This window comes from Castellaniella sp., from assembly GCF_047971665.1.
Taxonomy (GTDB): Bacteria; Pseudomonadota; Gammaproteobacteria; order Burkholderiales; family Burkholderiaceae_B; genus Castellaniella.
Map to the genome: position 1 here is coordinate 1 of NZ_JBKEAA010000011.1, position 16,659 is coordinate 16,659.

The 16,659-nt window shown below is 65.2% G+C and carries 16 protein-coding genes; 7 read left to right on the forward strand and 9 right to left on the reverse strand.

Translation table 11 applies throughout. From position 1 onward, the window contains the following. Window positions 1-5: 5 nt before the first annotated feature. Window positions 6-1,346, forward strand: a complete 1,341-nt coding sequence (locus ACK5JE_RS02565) for an enolase C-terminal domain-like protein (RefSeq protein WP_416800273.1) — start codon at window positions 6-8, stop codon at window positions 1,344-1,346. Between the two features lie 75 nt (window positions 1,347-1,421). Here the strand turns inward: ACK5JE_RS02565 and ACK5JE_RS02570 are convergent, their stop codons facing one another. Beyond that, complete coding sequence (locus ACK5JE_RS02570; RefSeq protein WP_416800152.1) at window positions 1,422-2,234, reverse strand: NAD-dependent epimerase/dehydratase family protein; 813 nt, start codon at window positions 2,232-2,234, stop codon at window positions 1,422-1,424. A 244-nt stretch (window positions 2,235-2,478) separates the two neighbouring features. Here ACK5JE_RS02570 and ACK5JE_RS02575 point away from each other — a divergent pair, with 244 nt between their 5' ends. Together ACK5JE_RS02575 and ACK5JE_RS02580 are read left to right on the forward strand one after the other, a co-directional pair. Then, on the forward strand, window positions 2,479-3,408 hold the full coding sequence (locus ACK5JE_RS02575; protein WP_416800153.1) for a LysR substrate-binding domain-containing protein: 930 nt from the start codon (window positions 2,479-2,481) through the stop codon (window positions 3,406-3,408). Between the two features lie 10 nt (window positions 3,409-3,418). Next, window positions 3,419-4,057: a carbonic anhydrase gene (locus tag ACK5JE_RS02580; protein WP_416800154.1), complete on the forward strand. Its 639-nt coding sequence runs from the start codon at window positions 3,419-3,421 to the stop codon at window positions 4,055-4,057. On the opposite strand, the gene ACK5JE_RS02585 is transcribed toward ACK5JE_RS02580, so the two are convergent. Genes ACK5JE_RS02585 through ACK5JE_RS02595 form a run of 3 tightly spaced genes read right to left on the reverse strand, consistent with a single transcriptional unit; the run spans window position 4,042 to window position 5,662 of the window. After that, window positions 4,042-4,641 carry an NUDIX domain-containing protein gene (locus tag ACK5JE_RS02585; RefSeq protein WP_416800155.1) on the reverse strand — a complete coding sequence of 200 codons (600 nt, stop codon included), beginning with the start codon at window positions 4,639-4,641 and terminating at the stop codon, window positions 4,042-4,044. The genes ACK5JE_RS02580 and ACK5JE_RS02585 overlap by 16 nt on opposite strands. Before the next feature lie 31 nt (window positions 4,642-4,672). Continuing rightward, entirely contained in the window at window positions 4,673-5,098 is a 426-nt protein-coding gene (locus ACK5JE_RS02590; RefSeq protein ID WP_416800156.1) for a TOBE domain-containing protein, read from the reverse strand. 24 nt (window positions 5,099-5,122) lie between these two features. Beyond that, window positions 5,123-5,662: a DUF2478 domain-containing protein gene (locus ACK5JE_RS02595; protein WP_416800157.1), complete on the reverse strand. Its 540-nt coding sequence runs from the start codon at window positions 5,660-5,662 to the stop codon at window positions 5,123-5,125. 221 nt (window positions 5,663-5,883) lie between these two features. Here ACK5JE_RS02595 and ACK5JE_RS02600 point away from each other — a divergent pair, with 221 nt between their 5' ends. Beyond that, window positions 5,884-6,435 carry a GAF domain-containing protein gene (locus ACK5JE_RS02600; protein ID WP_416800158.1) on the forward strand — a complete coding sequence of 184 codons (552 nt, stop codon included), beginning with the start codon at window positions 5,884-5,886 and terminating at the stop codon, window positions 6,433-6,435. Here the strand turns inward: ACK5JE_RS02600 and ACK5JE_RS02605 are convergent. Then, a complete protein-coding gene (locus ACK5JE_RS02605) occupies window positions 6,393-7,598 on the reverse strand; it encodes a hypothetical protein (RefSeq protein WP_416800159.1) in 1,206 nt (401 codons plus the stop codon). The genes ACK5JE_RS02600 and ACK5JE_RS02605 overlap by 43 nt on opposite strands. A 247-nt stretch (window positions 7,599-7,845) precedes the next feature. Here ACK5JE_RS02605 and ACK5JE_RS02610 point away from each other — a divergent pair, with 247 nt between their 5' ends. The 3 genes from ACK5JE_RS02610 (at window position 7,846) to ACK5JE_RS02620 (ending at window position 11,798) form a co-directional block, all read left to right on the forward strand. Then, entirely contained in the window at window positions 7,846-10,314 is a 2,469-nt protein-coding gene (locus tag ACK5JE_RS02610) for a ribonucleoside-diphosphate reductase subunit alpha (RefSeq protein ID WP_416800160.1), read from the forward strand. Window positions 10,315-10,392: 78 nt separating this feature from the next. After that, entirely contained in the window at window positions 10,393-11,511 is a 1,119-nt protein-coding gene (locus tag ACK5JE_RS02615) for a ribonucleotide-diphosphate reductase subunit beta (RefSeq protein ID WP_416800161.1), read from the forward strand. Window positions 11,512-11,567: 56 nt separating this feature from the next. Further along, on the forward strand, window positions 11,568-11,798 hold the full coding sequence (locus ACK5JE_RS02620) for a glutaredoxin family protein (protein WP_416800162.1): 231 nt from the start codon (window positions 11,568-11,570) through the stop codon (window positions 11,796-11,798). 7 nt (window positions 11,799-11,805) lie between these two features. Here ACK5JE_RS02620 and phnX read toward each other — a convergent pair whose 3' ends face one another. The 4 genes from phnX to ACK5JE_RS02640 all read right to left on the reverse strand — a co-directional run bounded on the left by phnX (window position 11,806) and on the right by ACK5JE_RS02640 (window position 16,648). Then, the gene (gene phnX, locus ACK5JE_RS02625) at window positions 11,806-12,645 is read right to left on the reverse strand and encodes a phosphonoacetaldehyde hydrolase (protein WP_416800163.1); all 840 of its coding nucleotides are present in this window, start codon (window positions 12,643-12,645) and stop codon (window positions 11,806-11,808) included. A 79-nt stretch (window positions 12,646-12,724) separates the two neighbouring features. Then, on the reverse strand, window positions 12,725-13,843 hold the full coding sequence (locus ACK5JE_RS02630; RefSeq protein ID WP_416800164.1) for a 2-aminoethylphosphonate--pyruvate transaminase: 1,119 nt from the start codon (window positions 13,841-13,843) through the stop codon (window positions 12,725-12,727). 28 nt (window positions 13,844-13,871) lie between these two features. After that, a complete protein-coding gene (locus tag ACK5JE_RS02635; protein ID WP_416800165.1) occupies window positions 13,872-15,557 on the reverse strand; it encodes a putative 2-aminoethylphosphonate ABC transporter permease subunit in 1,686 nt (561 codons plus the stop codon). Further along, complete coding sequence (locus ACK5JE_RS02640) at window positions 15,554-16,648, reverse strand: putative 2-aminoethylphosphonate ABC transporter ATP-binding protein (RefSeq protein ID WP_416800274.1); 1,095 nt, start codon at window positions 16,646-16,648, stop codon at window positions 15,554-15,556. Before ACK5JE_RS02640 ends, ACK5JE_RS02635 begins: the two co-directional genes overlap by 4 nt. Window positions 16,649-16,659: the final 11 nt, after the last annotated feature.

Below are 16,659 nucleotides of genomic sequence, written 5' to 3' on the forward strand. Positions count from 1 at the left end.
AAACCATGCCCCCAGCCGCCGACGCCAGAACCCCTCGCATCACCCAGGTCCGCGCCGTCCCGGTCGCGGGCCGGGACAGCATGCTGCTGAATCTCAGCGGTGCCCACGGCCCCTATTTCACCCGCAACATCGTCCTGATCGAGGACGAGGCAGGCCACCAGGGCGTGGGCGAGGTACCGGGCGGCGAGGCCATCCGCAGCGAGATCCAGCGGCTGGGACAGTCGCTCATCGGCCAGCCCATCGGCCGGATGAACGAACTGTTGTCGCACTGCCGCCAGTCATCCCAAGGTGATGACGACCGGCGGGGCACGCAGACCTTCGACCTGCGCACGGGCGTTCATGTCCTCACGGCGCTGGAATCCGCATTGCTGGACCTGCTGGGCCAGCATCTGGGCGTCCCCGTTGCGGCGTTGCTGGCCGATGGCCAGCAACGCGATGCCGTCGAGGCCCTGGGCTATCTGTTCTACATCGGCGACGCCGGCAAGACCACGCTGGGCTACCGGCGGGAAGACGACGCCGACGAGGCCTGGTTCAGGCTGCGCAACCGCGAAGCCCTGACGCCGGAGGCCGTCGTGCGCCTGGCCCAGGCGGCGCGGGATCGGTACGGATTCCGGCACTTCAAGCTCAAAGGAGGCGTCCTGGCGGGCGATGCCGAAATCGAGGCCGTCACGGCGCTGGCGGCGCATTTTCCCGATGCGCACATCACGCTGGACCCGAACGGCGCCTGGTCCCTGCAAGAGGCCATCCGCCTGTGCCGCAACCAGCATCACGTCCTGGCCTATGCCGAAGACCCCTGCGGTGCGGAATCGGGCTACTCAGGTCGTGAAATCATGGCCGAATTCCGCCGTGCCACGGGGCTGCGGACCGCCACCAACATGATCGCCACCGATTGGCGCGAAATGCGGCATGCGATCCAGTTGCAGTCGGTCGACATCCCGTTGGCGGACCCGCATTTCTGGACGATGCGCGGTTCGGTCCGCGTCGCCCAGATGTGCCATGAATGGGGGCTGACCTGGGGATCGCACTCGAACAACCACTTCGATGTCTCGCTAGCCATGTTCACCCATGTCGCCGCCGCCGCGCCCGGCGAGATCACCGCCATCGACACGCACTGGATCTGGCAGGACGGCCAGCATCTGACGACCGATCCGCTGCGGATCATCGACGGCAGGATCTCCGTGCCGCAGACGCCCGGCCTGGGCGTGCGCATCGACCCAGAGCGGCTGGCGCGGGCGCATGCCCTGTACCAGGAAAAAGGCCTGGGCAGTCGGGACGATGCCATCGGCATGCAGTTCCTGGTCCCGGGCTGGAAATTCGACAACAAACGCCCCTGCCTGGTGCGCTGAAACGCGGCGGCCAGCGGGCCGGACGCCGCCCGTCGGGCGCTGTCCGCGATCGACGACCGGCGCGCCGCCCCTCGCTCAGTTCGCGTCCTCGAACGGCCCTCGGGCCGTGAAAACGCCGCCCTGATACACCCGCACCGGATCATCTGCGGCCGGCGCAGGCTGGGCCTCGATCCGTGCGCGGAAAGGCTCGGACGAATCCGCCGGCACGAACCCCAGGTGCGCCGCATAGCGGTTGTCCCACCAGACCTCCTTGTTGTCCGACATGCCGAACACCACGGTGTGTCCCACATCGGGCGTGAACAAACCGCACCGGATCAATTCGGTCAGATCGCCGAAACTCAGCCAGGTATGCAGCGCGCGCCGGTCGAGAGGTTCGGCCACTGACGTCCCGATCCGGATGCTGACGGTCTCGATGCCATACCGGTCGTAATAGAAACTGGCCATCTGTTCGCCATAGACCTTGGACAGGCCGTAATAGCCATCCGGGCGCGTGGGCGAGCGCGCATCCAGGCGATCGCTCTGGCGATAGAAGCCGACGGCATGATTGGAACTGGCGAACACGATCCGCCGCACCTGATGGCGGCGCGCCGCCTCATACAGATGGAAGACCCCCTTGATGTTGGCCTCCAGGATTTCGTCGAACGGCCGCTCCACCGAGACCCCTCCCATGTGCACGACGGCACCGCACCCCTGGACCAGCGCATCGACCGCCTGCTTGTCGGACAGATCGCAGACTTGCAGTTCTTCGTGCGGCTGCGCGTCCCCCAGAGGGTGCACATCCGACAGACGCAACACCTCCGCCATCGGCTTGAGCGTGCGCCTGAGCACCTGCCCCAGGCCGCCCGCCGCACCGGTCAACAGCAACCGTCCGATTCGTGTCTCTTCCATGGCGCGCTCCGTGAAATTCCAGTGATACGTCATCATATGACAAGTCGACTCATGATGCATGCCGGTTTGAACTCCTGACCTCCTCAGTCGTCCGGTGCCGATCCGGCCCCTGGGCAAGTTCCTGCGCAGGCGCGTACCGGGCCTGCCCGTCTTGTCCCCCGCCTCGATCGGCCAGCAAGATCGGCTGGTTTATATGTTCTCTAAATTACATATATAATCATGTCCTGTTCTATAAAACAGAACCATGGATATCAACCAGCTCAACTTCAAGCATCTGTTCTACTTCTGGCGCGTGGCCAGGCAGGGATCACTCACGCAGGCCGCCGAACAGATCCAGACCGCCCAGTCCGCGCTCTCCACGCAGATCCGCCAGTTGGAGACCTGCCTGGGCACGCCCCTGTTCGACCGCCAGGGCCGCCACCTGGAACTGACCGCGACCGGCCAGCAGATCTTTTCCTATGCCGAACGCATCTTCGGCCTGGGAGAGCAGATGCTCGGCTGGCTCGAAGGCCGCGATGAGGGCTCGACCCTCGTGCGTGTCGGCAGCGTCTCGACCATGTCGCGCAACTTCCAGGTGAACTGGCTGCGTCCCCTGCTGCGCGATCCCTCGGTCGTGCTGTCGGTGGACTCCGGCCCGCTGGAAACCCTGATCGAACGCCTGCTGCGCCACCAGCTGGACGTCGTGCTCGCCAACGAACCGGCGCCCGCCGATCCCTCGCGCCCGATGTCCTCGAGATTCCTCGGCAGCCAGATGATTTCCCTGGTCGGCCGGGCCGACCGCTGGTCGGGCACCGTCCTGCGGATCCCCGAAGACCTGGACGGCGTCGAGATCGCCATGCCGAGCGCGCGCCATGGCGTGCGCCTGCAATTCGACGCGCTGTGCTTTTCGGCTGGCGTACAGCCCAGGCTGCGCGCCGAGATCGACGACATGACGATGCTGCGACTGATCGCGCGCGACAGCGGCTGGATCACGGTACTGCCGGAAATCGTCGTGCAGGACGAACTGCAATCGGGCGAACTCGTGCACGTCGGCCAGTCCGACCAGTTGACCGAGCATTTCTACGCCATCACGGCCGGGCGCAGCCATCCGGCAGGACCGCTCGGCCCGTTGCTGTCACGCGAGGCCGCCGTGGACTTCTTCACCGACACCTCATCCGACCTCATCCAACCATAAGGATTTCATCGTGTTCCCTCAACGACTGACCGACGGTTACCGTTCCTTCCTGCAGGGACGCCTGGCCGCCGAGCGCACACGCTACCTCGAACTGGCCGAAAAGGGCCAGAATCCGGACATCATGGTGATCAGCTGCGGCGATTCGCGCGTGGCGCCCGAAACCATTTTCGATGCGGGCCCGGGGGAAATGTTCGTCGTGCGCAACATCGCCGGCATTGTCCCGCCCTGCGATTCAGACCCGGACACCGCCTACCACGGCACCAGCGCCTGCGTGGAATTCGGCGTCAATGCCCTGGAAGTCGGTCATATCGTGATCATGGGGCATGCGAGCTGCGGCGGCGTGGCAGCCTATGCCAATCAGGCCGCCCCCCTGTCCAAGCGCGATTTCATCGGCAAATGGATGTCCCAGATCAAACCCGTGGCCGATGCGGTCGGCCCCCGCACGGGCGACTACGCGGACTGGATCCGCCAGATGGAATGGGGCGTGGTGGAATACAGCATGCGGAACCTGATGACCTTTCCCTCCGTGCGCGAGCGCGTCGCGGCCGGCAAGCTCACCATTCACGGCGCGTATTTCGGTGTGGCGACGGGCGTGCTGTTCGTGCGCAACCCGGACACGGGCCGATTCGAGTCCTATACCGAGTCCTGATCCGGATTCCGGCGCCAGTCCAGCGCCCAGCGTCCGCTGCGCACATTCTGCAGCCACAGCAGGCAGGTCTGGGTCTTGGCGTCGGTCACCGCACCCTCGCGGCAGGCCTCGAACAGATCGGCATCCGAGATGGTGCGGACATCCAGAAACTCATCCGCATCCAGGTGCCGCTCGCCGGCGCTCAGGCCCCGGGCAAAGAACACATGGATGATCTCGGTGGAATAGGCAATCGCCAGATGCATGTCTCCGGCATGCGCCCATTCCCGCGCCGTATAGCCGGTTTCCTCCCGCAATTCACGCCGGGCGCAGCGCCCGGGGTCCTCGCCCGGATCAAGCTTGCCGGCCGGGAATTCCGTCATGACGCGACCCACCGGATAGCGGAACTGGCGTTCGACCAGCACGTGACGATCATCCAGCAGCGGAATCACCACCACCGCGCCCGGATGCACGATGTATTCGCGTGTCGACATCCCGCCATCCGGCATGCGCACGGTATCGCGGCGCGCCTTCAGAAAATCGCCCTCGCAGAGGGTCTCGCTCTGGATCAGGGTCTCGATCAGATGGATGTCGTTCGGTTCGGCCATGGCGCGGTTCCGGGTTACGGGACGGGCGGTCTCAGCCGGCCACGCCGACAATCACGCTGGATGCCTTGAAGATCGCCTGGACGGAACCGCCCACGGCCAGCCCCAGTTCCCGTGCGCTCTCGTTGGTGATGATCGCGGCCAGGGCCAGGCCATCGGCATCGAGCACGACCTCGGTATTGACCGCGCCGGTCTGCAACTGCGTGATCCGGCCCTGCAGACGGTTGCGCGCCGAAAGGCGGGCGGTGCCCGATTCGGCGACCAGGATGACGGACGACGACTTGACCAGGGCAAAGGCCTCGCTGCCGACCTTCAGATCGAGCGCCTTGGCACTGCCTGATGTGATGATGGCATGAATCGACTGGCCGCCCGCAAGGGCGATGCCGACCTCGTCGTTGACGGCGCCGGCCCGAAGCTCCGAAACCGTCCCGGTGAAGGTATTGCGTGCACTTGTTTTCATGTCGTTTTCCTCAAGAAAATACGGTTACCCAGCCTGGGCGCGCGGGCGCGACGCTGCCAACGCCCGCGTCTCCCATGTTCTGAGCCGGTCCATGTCGGCGGGCAACTCGGCGCTCATGCCGCCCGTGAACCGGCGCCAGTCCTCCAGAAACTCTTCGGCCACGATCGTCAGGACCGGGATTTCCTCGACCATCGACGCCAGGAACTCCTGCGCGAATCCACCGCCCTCGGACTCCTGGCGGCCATAACGATTGATCACCACCAGGTCGGGCCGCGCCTGGATCGCGGCGCGCAGCGTGCCGGCCGCGGCGGCCAGGCAGGACACATCCAGACAGCACGCCTGAGATCCCTCGCCCAGGTCCTGGAAAATCTCGAAGATCTCGCCTGTCTCGACATCCCGCAGACAGCGACCGCCCCTGAGGCGGCCGTCCGGGCGGCGGGCCATGAGCAGGCCCCGCACCGTATGCCCCCGCCCACGCAGGTCAGCCACGTAATCCCTCATCACGGCATCGGCGGCATCCTCATGCGCATGCACGATGGCGGCAATCGGCGGCGGACGGTCCATGGGCGATCTCCGGAAAACGGATCGGAAGCAAGGCGGATACAGGGCAGGCCGTGCGCAGTCCCGGTCGGCCGCGCACGAATCCATCGAAGGTCAGAGGATAGTACAGATGCGCGTCCGACGCTATGTACCCAAGTCAATAACGGCGCGCATGCGGCCCTGGGCCTGCGGAGCCGGCGCGTCCTACAATAGGCCCCCGCTTTTTTGTTTTCCCGGAATTCCCGATGTTCACATTCATCCCCCGAAACTACGCCGGCAAGGCGGAACATTACGCCGACCTGGCCGCCCAGGCGGGCGGCCTGATTGCGGGGGAACCCGATCTGATCGCCAATGCGGCCAATTTCGCGGCCCTGGTGTTCGACGGCCTGCCGGACCTGAACTGGGCCGGTTTCTATCTGTACGACGGCAAGGAGCTGGTCGTCGGCCCCTTCCAGGGCAAACCCGCCTGCATCCGCATCGCCCTGGGCGCGGGCGTATGCGGCACGGCGGCGCAGGCCCGCCAGACCCAGGTCGTGCGCGACGTCGGTCAGTTCCCCGGACACATCCCCTGCGATGCCGCCTCGCAATCAGAAATCGTCGTGCCACTGGTGCGCGCGGACGGCTCACTGCTGGGCGTCTGGGACGTCGACAGTCCCGTCACCGATCGCTTCAACGAGGACGACCGGCACGGCATGGAGGCGCTGTGCCGGGTCTTCATGGATCACCTGGACGGGCAGGTCATCAGGGCCCGGCGCTACCAATCCAGCGGCAGCGAAAACCGCGCACCCAGATCGTAGGCTCCCGAGGTCAGGTTCCGGTTCGTTTCCAGGCGGACCCTCAGATAAGGGCCATAGCGAAAGCCATGGGCCAGCCCGATCCGCTCATCCAGGCCATTGGACGCATCCACCCGCCGCTCGAACGAGCCACTGAACGCCCCCCAGCGACCTGCCGCCAGGTCCAGTTGCCACTGGTTGCTGAGGCAATCGCAGCCTCCGCCGCCGCCGTAGATCGCCAGGTCGGCATAGCCCATTCCTTGCCGCGCATTCACCCAGGACAGTCCCCAACCCGGATACAGGTCCAGGGCATAGCCGATCTGGCGACGCCAGCCCACGACCAGCGGCTGGCGCGACCCGGACACGCCGAATCGCCAAGCGCCCGCCTCACTCAGGTCATAGCCACCGCCCAGCCCCAACACCGTCAAGTCCCGGGCGCGCTGCACCCGCGAGGCCAGGGTCAGATTGCGGTCCAGCGCGTAGCGCGTCGTCGCGTCGACCGCAACGGGGCCATAGGCCAAATCGCCGGCGGCGGTCGCGCGGCCTGCCGACGCATCCAGCGCGCCGACCGCCACGGCGTAATCCCACCCCCCGACCGGCAAGCGCGCCTGGGCGGCGGCGCGAGACAGGCCTACTCCCGCCAGGCGCACGGAGCGCCCCCAGCTCGACGGGCCCGTGCCTGTCTTGCCCAGCGTCACGCGATAACCAGCGGAACTGCGATAACGCCAGTTCTGCGCGCCCAACGACCAGACATCCAGACCGACCGAAGGCAACGGGCCGAAGACATCCGGGGCGACACCCGACGCCGCCGCGCCATCCAGTCCGTCCGGCCCGCGCACATCGAGGCATCGCGCCGCCTCTTCGCTGGCAAGCAGCTCAAACGCGCCAGGCACGAAACAGTCCACGAGGATGGTTTCGTCTCCCGACGCATCCAGGAACAGCAGGTCATAACGGATGCCGGAGGCGACCTCGGGGGCCGGGCGGGAGGCATCGGCGTCCGTCTGCTCAGGCCCCCCGGGCGGCACATCGGCGGGTTCGTCACGCGGCACCTCGGGGACGGCATAGCGCTGGGGGGCAAGGTCGATGAGGGCCGGCTCCGGGTCAGCCTCCTGCCAGGCCTGGGCCGACGCCTGGCCGGTGCCGCACAGCAGAACCGCCGCAACCAGCGGCCGGAAAAACCTGTTCATGAAAGGACGCGCAAGGTTTCCGGGCCTGGCCGGCCCGGACGAGAAAGCCGAAGGTCGCCGAGCCGGAGAGATTCCGCCGTCCGACCTCCGAAGCGGCCAAGGGTATCACGATGGGGCGCCCTCTGAAACCCTCGAAATGTTTCAGCGAAAAAAGTTGAAACCGGGCTTGCCCACACCATATATTGTGCTTATCATTCGAAATCGCACTATATGTAGAAACACCGCACTCCACCGAGGATCCCCGGCCGTGATCAAGCACATCGTCAAGCGTGATGGACGCATCGAACCCTATATTCCCAGCAAACTCAACGGTTGGGGACGATGGGCCGCCGCCAATCTGGGCCAGAAAGTCGACTGGAGCAGCATCGTCCTGCAAGCCGTCAGCACCATGCCCGAAAAGGTCTCCACCGCCGACCTGCAGGAAAAACTGATCCAGAATTGCCTCGACAAGGACACCTGGTCCTACTACCTGATGGCGGGCCGGCTGTACGCATCCCACCTGCACAAGATCATCCATGGCCCCAGCATCCCCGGCGTCAAGGCGCTGCACGACCGCATGGTGGCCGACGGGGTGATGGTGCGCATGAACTACACCGACGCCGAATACGCCGAAATCGAGTCCTTCATCGACCACGAGCAGGACTACGACACACCGCATTTCTCGCTGCACTACATCCGCAAGAAATACAGCCTGCAGAACCGCGTCACCCGACAGGAATACGAGACACAGCAGTTCGTCTACATGCGCATGGCCATGGCCCTGTCCGAAAACGAACCCGCCGAGCGCCGGATCGACCTGGTGCGTCGCTTCTACACCGAATTCTCCGCCAAGCGGATCTCCGCCCCCACGCCCAATTACGTGAATCTGGGCACCAAACTGCGCGGCTTCGCCTCGTGCTGCCTGTACGTGGTGGACGACAACGAATCCTCCCTGGCCATCGGCGACCACATCGCCTACCGCATGACGGCGGCCTCGGCCGGGATCGGCAGCCACCTGATCACCCGCAGCAAGGGCGACCCGGTGCGCGGCGGCCTGATCCAGCACCAGGGCAAACTGCCCTATCTGGCCTCTCTGGGCAAGGCGGTACATGCCAACATGCAGGCCGGGCGCGGCGGCGCCTGCACCACCTACTACTCCGGCTTCGATCCCGAAGCCGAGGTCATCGCCTATCTGCGCAACCCGCGCAGCACCGAGGATCGCAAGAACCGCGACCTGCATTACGCGCTGGTCACCAACAAGCTCTTCGCCGAAAAAGTCGCCCGCAACGAGGAGGCCTTCTCGTTCAACGTGCGGACCGCCCCCGAGCTCACCCGGCTGTTCTTCGGCCCCGACTCGGCGGCCTTCAAGCGTGAATACGAGCGCCTGGAAAAAGACCCGTCCTTCAAAAAAGAACACTTCAGGCCGCGCGACCTGATCCTGACCTCGCTGAACGAGGCGCTCGAGACCGGCGTGGCCTATCTCGCCAACATCGACGAGATGAACCGCCATACGCCGTTCAAGGAACCCATCCATTCCAGCAACCTGTGCCTGGAGATCAGCGAGCCCAACCGTCCCTATCAGGACATGCAGGACCTCTATTCCGACACCGAGGTCGGCCAGATCATCGTCGAGCTGGATAACGGGACGACGCGCACCTTCAATTTCAACGCCGCGCTGACCGTCGCGGTCGCCGACTCCACGCTGCCGCGCATCATCTTCGCCGGCGAGCTCAAGGCGGGCGACGACATCCTGTCCGACGCACCGGATCAGGGCGGCCGGGTCGTGCGCGTCCTCGAAACCCACGAGGAGCCCGAGATCGCGCTGTGCTCCCTGGGGGCCATCGCCTACGACGCCATCGCCGAGGACGACGACGAGACCTACCAGGAGGCCATGTACCTGACGTTGAAGATGATCGATTACTGCATCCTCAACTCGCACTACGTGCTGCCCCACGTGGCCGTGACCGCCAAGGCCCGCATGAATGCCGGTGTGGGCCTGATGGGAGTGGCCACCCACATGGCCCGCAAAGGCCTGCGCTACGACACCGACGAGGGCCGCGAGGAGCTGCATCGCATCGCCGAGCGCCACATGTATCACGCCATCCGCGCCTCCCTGCGCATCAGCAAGGAACGCGGCGTCGCGCCCTGGATGCACAAGACCCGCTGGCCCGACGGCTGGCTGCCGATCGACACCTACAATCGCAACGTCGACGAACTGGGTGATTTCCATAACCGTTACGACTGGGAAGCCCTGCGCACCGAAATCATGCAGAACGGCGGCATCGGCCATTCCTGCCTCGTCGCGTACATGCCGGGCGAGTCCTCCTCCAAGGCGCTGGGCAAACCCAATTCGCTCTACCCCGTGCGCGACATCACGCTGAACAAGACCGACGGCTCGGTGACGATCCGCTGGGCCGCGCCCGACAGCGACAATCCGGCCTACTTCTACCAGTCGGCCTGGGACATCACCGAAGTCGACATGATCAAGGCCTATGCGGTCTTCCAGAAATTCACCGACCAGGGGATCTCCGCCGACCTGTGGCGCCGGATCAAGGACGACGACAAGGTCTCCAGCCGGGAACTGCTCACCCACTACTTCACCATGGTGAAGTACGGCATGAAGACCCGCTACTACTACAACTCGAACGTGGCCTCGGACAAGACGCTGGACAACGCCGGCAGCATCCACGACAACGTCGTGGAAGAAAAAATCGTCTGCGAAAGCTGCACGATGTAGGCCCCGATTACCTGAATCCCCCTCGCCCCCGGCCCCTGTGCCGGGGTCTCCGACCGCCTCCCTGGCACGATCTGAAAAATGACCCAACAAACCCTGCCCTCCAAGATCTTCAACACCGAGAAAACCGACTATTCCTTCCCGGAAATCATCCTGGGTCAGGATCTGGGCCTGTTCGACACGATCAACAAGTTCTACCCCGAAATCTGGAAGCTCTACAAGACGCTCAAGAACCAGGATTGGGACGAGAACGAATTCGACTATTCCACCTGCAACGTGCAGTTCAAGACCTGCGACCGTCACACCTACGACATGATGGTCAAGACCCTGGCCTGGCAATGGGAGGCCGACAGCGTCGCATCGCGCTCCATTGCCGCCGTGCTGGCCCCCGTCTGCACCAGCAGCGAGGCCTGGTCGGGCTGGGTGGAAATCACCAAGAACGAGATCGTCCACGCCGCGACCTATTCCGAGATCGTCCGCAACAGCTTCGACAACCCGGATGACATCCTCAACGAGATCCTCTCGGTCAAAGAGGCCATCAGCCGCCTGCGCGTCGTCAGCGGCGTCTTCAACCAGGCGTTCGAAGTCAGCTACGACTATGCCCGTGGCCAACGCGAGAACGATCAGGAGACCTACAACGCCATCTACCTGTTCATCGTCGCGATCCTGTGCATGGAACGCATCCAGTTCCTGGCCTCGTTCGCCGTGACCTTCGGCATTTGCGACGGCACGGGCCTGTTCCAGCCCATCGGCAAGGCGGTCCAGAAGATCGCCCAGGACGAGTTCGAGGTCCATGTCCAATACGGCAAGGAAATCCTGCGCGCGATGTTCAAGACCGAGCGCGGCCGCACCGCCTTTGAACAATGCCGCGAGAAAATCGTCCAGATCCTCGACGAGGTCACCGCCAGCGAGATCGAATGGACCGACTACGCCTTTTCCGAAGGCCGCGAACTGACCGGCGTGACCTGCCAGATGATGAAGGACTGGGTCCATTTCAGCGCCACCGACGTGGCCCGGTTCTTCAGCGTCGAGAACCAGGTGGCCTTTCCGATCATCACCGAGAACCCGCTGAAATACATGGAAAGCTGGCTGAACATGAGCAAGGTCCAGGCCTCCAACCAGGAAGAAGACACCGCGCAGTACAAGGTCGGCGTGATGCGACGCGACGACGAGAACGAAGTCTTCGACGTGGATTTCTGAGTCCGTCTTTCCTGCCGTTCCCCGATCAAACACCTTCCCGCAAAAAAGGATCCGACATGGCCATCACTGTCTATTCGAAGCCCAACTGCCCGCAATGCGACCTCACCAAGCGCGACATGGATATCCTGGGCATCAAGTACCAAACCGTGGATCTGACCCAGAGCCAGGATCAGCTCGAACGCCTGATCAGTCTCGGTCACCGCAGCGCTCCCGTGGTCGAGACGGCCCGGGAGACCTGGTCGGGCTACGACCAGGAAAAAATCAAGGGACTGGTGTCCTACGCCTGAGCGCAGTTCAGGGGCGCTCGCCCCGCGCCCGCCGCGCCTCGATGCGATCGAGGGCGGCCGGCAAATCGGCCACCGTGCGAATCACTTCGTGCGCACCAACGCCGCGCAGCTTGTCCTCGGCCGGACGGCAGCAGGCCTGCTGCTCATCCGGCGTCAGCGCAACCCACGCCTCCCAGCTCAGGCCCACCTCGTTGCCCGACGCCGACAGGCCCACGGTCCACATGCCGGCGGACAGGCCCTCGGTGATCCCGGGCGTCGTGTCATCGACCTTGACGCAGGCGGCCACATCGCAGCTGGCCAGTTCGATCATGTTGGCCAGGGCCATCCAGGGACCGGGCCGACCGCCGGCCTTCAGATCATCGGAAGCAATCACGCAATCCGGCGCATAACCGGCCTCTGCGGCCATCGGCACCACCGCATCCATCACCACGCGCGGATAGCCTGAGCAGGAGCCGATGCGGATACCGCGCGCGCGCAGATTTTCCACGGCTTGCAGCGCGCCCGGGATCAGCGCCGAATACCTGCCCACGCGTTCCACCTGCAGCGGCATGAAATTCTGGTACACCGCATCCACGTCCTCACGGCTCATGTCGCGCCCATGGCGCTCGCACCAGCGCGCGGCGATCTCCGGCGTCCGGCCCAGCGCCTGGATGTGATCCCATTTGGCCAGCCCCATGGGGCCGCGCGCCTCGTCGAGCGTGATTGCCACGCCCGCCTCGGCAAAGACATCGACCATGACCTGCGTCGGCGCGAAGGAGCCGAAATCGACAATGGTGCCGGCCCAGTCGAAGATGACCGTATCGATGGCGCTGCCGGACTGGCGGGAAGGGAATGAAATGGTGTTCATGGGACGTCTCTCGCGCGAGTTGATGAGTCGGTTCCAACACGGTTGAGACACGGGTCTCAACACAAAAGGGCAGGATCGATCAAACCTGAAGGGCCGGTTCCTCCCGCCAGACATGCTCGGCCAGCGCCGCCCGGACCGCGCCGACCGCCTGCCCGATTTCGGCCTGATCGATGGCGCCGATGCAGCCGACCCGGAACGTTTCGATCTCCGTCAGCTTGCCGGGGTACAGGATGAAACCCCGGGCGCGCACCCTTTCATAGAACAGCCTGAAGTCATAATCCGGATGGTCCGGCGCATACCAGGTCACGATGATGGGCGCCTGCCGATCCGCAGGCAGGAAACGGCGCAGCCCCAGTCCCTCGAGGCCGGCGCACAACAGGCGGCAGTTGGCCTCGTAGCGGGCCAATCGGGCGGACTGGCCGCCCTCGGCAAAATACTGGTCCAGGGCAGCGCCGAATGCAGCGACCACATGCGTCGGCGGCGTGAAACGCCACTGGCCGGTCGCCCGCAGATACTGATGCTGATCGAACAGATCCAGCGCCAGGGAATGGCCATTGCCTTCGGCCTCGTCCAGCACCTCGGTCCGGGCGATGACGAACCCCACGCCCGGCACGCCTTCCAGGCACTTGTTGCTCGAGGCAATCAGCGCATCGTAGGGCACTTTGCGCGCATCCAGCGGCAGCGCGCCGAAAGCGCTCATCGCGTCCACGATCAGACGCCGGCCCGCGCGGGCCACCACGGCAGCAATATCGGCGACCGGATTGAGAATGCCGGTGCTGGTTTCGCACTGGATCACACCGACATGCGTGATGGCCGGATCGGCTTGCAGCAGGGCGTCCACGGCGGAGGGGTCCGGCGCGACGTCATCGGGCGTTTCCAGCACCGCCACGCGGCGGCCGATCGCGCCCGCGATCCGGGCCATGCGCTTGCCGTAGGCGCCATTGATCAGCACCAGCAGCTTGCCCCCGCGCGGCACCAGCGTGCCGATTGCAGCCTCGACCGCGAATGTGCCCGAGCCTTGCAGAGGCACGCAGACATGGCGTTCATCGGCGCCCGCGATCCGCAACAGCTGCTGGCAGATCCGGGCGGTCAGCGCCTTGAACTCACCATCCCATGAACCCCAGTCGTTCAACATGGCGGTCTTGGTGGCCAGACTGGTGGTCAGCGGGCCGGGCGTCAGCAAAATGGGTTCTCTCATGAAAGAAAAGGCTCCGTCGAAATCAAGGTCAGGTCTGCCGCCAGCGCTGGGTGCGCTGCGCCAGCCATCGCGACAACAGGGTGAACAGCAGACAGACGCACGCCGAAGTCGTCACGATCAGCGTCGCCATCGCGGCGGCCGCCGCCGTGTCGCCGGCATCGTCCATGTTGAGCACGGTCACCGAGGCCAGCACCGTGTCCGGGGTATAGAGAAAGATCACGGCGGACACCGTGGTCATGGCGGCCACGAACAGGAACCGGGCGATCTCCAGAATGGCCGGCAGGCACACCGGCGCCGTCACGCGCCGCAGCGTGGTCCAGAACGGGACCTTCAGCGAGGCTGCCACGGCCTCGAATTCCCGGTCCATTTGCCGCAACGCCGTCGTCGCCGTCAGATGCGCCGTGGTGTAGAAATGCATGACCGTACACAGCACCAGGAGGGTCATCGTCCCGTACAGCGGCAACCAGTGGTTGCCGTTGAAAAAAAACACATACCCCAGACCCAGTACCAGGCCGGGGACCGCCATGGGCAGCATCGCCAGCAACCGGATCAGCGTCCGGGCCATCCCGGAGCCAGCCAGTTTTTCCTGCAGCCAGGCGCCGATGAACACCAGCGCCGTGCCGGCCAGCATGGTGAGCGCGGCCAAGCGCAGGCTGTTCCACCAGGCCAGCCAGCCACCTCCGTCCATATTGTCGAAATCGAAATGGGCCAGCGTGGGCGCCAACCGGTAAGGCCACAGCTGAATGAAGGCAGCAGCCACCGCCATGCCCAGAATCAGCGTCAGGCAGGCGCCGACGAGCCCGCAGAACAACAGGCCGGCGCCACATGCCCAGCGCGAGCCCGAGGGTTGCAGCGGCCGGGCCCGGGCGGTCAACAGCGCCTGCTGCTGCCGCTGCAAGCGGTGATCGACCACAAAGCTGAATACCGCCGGCAGCAACAGCAGCAACCCGATCACCGCGCCCCGGGGGAAATTCTGCTGCCCCACCACCTGCTTGTAGGCCTCGACGGCCAGCACCGGAAACTGGCCGCCGATCACTTTGGGCACCCCGAAATCGGTGATCGTCAGTGTGAACACGACCAGAGAGGACGACACCAGGCCGTGCCGCACCGCAGGCAGCGTCACCGTGAACCACCGCCGCAGCCGTCCCGCGCCCAGCGCGTTGGCAGCTTCATAGAGACGCCCATCGGCCAGGGACAGCGCGGTGACCAGGATCATCAGCGCATGCGGAAAGGTGTAGAACACCTCGCCCATCACGATTCCGGGCAGGCCGTAAATCCCGCCCTCGGGAAACCAGTGCTTGAACACCCCCTGGTTGCCGAACAGATAGATCAGGGAAATACCCGGCAACAGCGAGGGCGCCAACAGGGGAATCAACGCGAAGAGCCGGAACAGCGGCTTGCCGGGCATCCGGGTGCGGGTCAACGAGGCGGCAAAGCCGAAGGCCAGCGGCACCGTGAGGGCGGTCGTGACCGCCGCCACCGCGACACTGTTGCCCACCAGCGTCAGAAAACCGGGTGCCGAGGCAATCGCGGCAAAATGCCCCAGACTGGAACCGCCCCTGTCAGGCGCCGCCAGCGCCTGCCCCAGGATGGCGGCCAGCGGCAACCCCAGAAAGACCAGCAGCAGCGCCACAACGCCCCAGGCCAGCCCTCCTGCCAGCCGCTGGGCGGCATCCCGTGGCAGCGGCTGGCAATAGGCAATCACGAAACTCATGCCGCTGCCGCCGTGAACATGCGCATGCGGTCCGCCGGCAATGTGACGGGCACCAGCCGCCCGGGTTCCAGCCGCAACCGCGCCAGTTCATCCTGCGAAATGTCCGCCAGCAACGGCAGATCGCCCCACAGCGGCACGGTCAGGCTGACGCGGCAGAACCCGCCCAGATGTTCGATCTTGCCCGGCCGCGCCAGCGCGGTGTTCGGACCGCCGCACCAGGTCGGGTGCAAGCGGACATCCTCGGGACGCAGAAAAACCCGCCCTGTGACGCCGGGCGCCGGCAGCGCCTGCGCCATGGACAGCGTGGCGCGATCCACGGCGATCTCGCCACGGCGGCGCACCATCGCCTCGAACCAGTTGGCCCGGCCAATGAAATCGGCGACGAAGGCCGTGCGCGGCTGACCGTAGATCTCGCCGGGCGTGCCGACCTGTTCGATCCGGCCCCGGCTCATCACCACCACCCGGTCCGCCATGGCGAGCGCCTCTTCCTGGTCGTGGGTCACCATGACCGTCGTCACACCCAGGCGCGCCTGGAGGTCTTTGATTTCGCGGCGCAGGTGCTCGCGCACCCGGGCGTCCAGGGCCGACAACGGCTCATCGAGCAGCAGCAGACCCGGGTTGGTTGCCAGCGCCCGGGCCAGCGCCACCCGCTGCTGCTGTCCGCCGGACAACTGGGCCGGGAATTTGCGCTCGATGCCGTCCAGGCCGACCAGCGCCAGCAGATCAGCGGCCCGTCGCATTTTCTGCTCGCGGCGGCCCCTCAGTCCATAAGCAATATTGTCAGCCACGGACAGATTCGGGAACAACGCATAGTTCTGGAATACGATGCCATAGTCGCGCCGCATGGCCGGCAACCGCGTCACATCGCGCCCCCGCATCAGGACCCGGCCGCCGCTGGCGGCCTCTAGCCCCGCGACCAGCCGCAGCAACGTCGTCTTGCCGCAGCCCGAAGGGCCGAGCAGGCAGACGAATTCCCCCTGCGCAACCGTCAGATCGACCTGCGACAGCGCCGTGAAATCGCCATACCGCTTGTGCAGGCCGCTCACGGTCAGGGCCGGCTCCCGCGCGGCATCAGGCCGCGACGTTTCCATGACAGTGCTCA

Excerpts from the sequence above, each read along its gene's own strand:
- ACK5JE_RS02565 (WP_416800273.1), top strand. The coding sequence starts at position 6 with ATGCCCCCAGCCGCCGACGCCAGAACCCCTCGCATCACCCAGGTCCGC.
- ACK5JE_RS02570 (WP_416800152.1), bottom strand. The coding sequence starts at position 2,234 with ATGGAAGAGACACGAATCGGACGGTTGCTGTTGACCGGTGCGGCGGGC.
- ACK5JE_RS02575 (WP_416800153.1), top strand. The coding sequence starts at position 2,479 with ATGGATATCAACCAGCTCAACTTCAAGCATCTGTTCTACTTCTGGCGC.
- ACK5JE_RS02585 (WP_416800155.1), bottom strand. The coding sequence starts at position 4,641 with ATGGCCGAACCGAACGACATCCATCTGATCGAGACCCTGATCCAGAGC.
- ACK5JE_RS02590 (WP_416800156.1), bottom strand. The coding sequence starts at position 5,098 with ATGAAAACAAGTGCACGCAATACCTTCACCGGGACGGTTTCGGAGCTT.
- ACK5JE_RS02595 (WP_416800157.1), bottom strand. The coding sequence starts at position 5,662 with ATGGACCGTCCGCCGCCGATTGCCGCCATCGTGCATGCGCATGAGGAT.
- ACK5JE_RS02600 (WP_416800158.1), top strand. The coding sequence starts at position 5,884 with ATGTTCACATTCATCCCCCGAAACTACGCCGGCAAGGCGGAACATTAC.
- ACK5JE_RS02605 (WP_416800159.1), bottom strand. The coding sequence starts at position 7,598 with ATGAACAGGTTTTTCCGGCCGCTGGTTGCGGCGGTTCTGCTGTGCGGC.
- ACK5JE_RS02615 (WP_416800161.1), top strand. The coding sequence starts at position 10,393 with ATGACCCAACAAACCCTGCCCTCCAAGATCTTCAACACCGAGAAAACC.
- ACK5JE_RS02620 (WP_416800162.1), top strand. The coding sequence starts at position 11,568 with ATGGCCATCACTGTCTATTCGAAGCCCAACTGCCCGCAATGCGACCTC.
- phnX (WP_416800163.1), bottom strand. The coding sequence starts at position 12,645 with ATGAACACCATTTCATTCCCTTCCCGCCAGTCCGGCAGCGCCATCGAT.
- ACK5JE_RS02630 (WP_416800164.1), bottom strand. The coding sequence starts at position 13,843 with ATGAGAGAACCCATTTTGCTGACGCCCGGCCCGCTGACCACCAGTCTG.
- ACK5JE_RS02635 (WP_416800165.1), bottom strand. The coding sequence starts at position 15,557 with ATGAGTTTCGTGATTGCCTATTGCCAGCCGCTGCCACGGGATGCCGCC.
- ACK5JE_RS02640 (WP_416800274.1), bottom strand. The coding sequence starts at position 16,648 with ATGGAAACGTCGCGGCCTGATGCCGCGCGGGAGCCGGCCCTGACCGTG.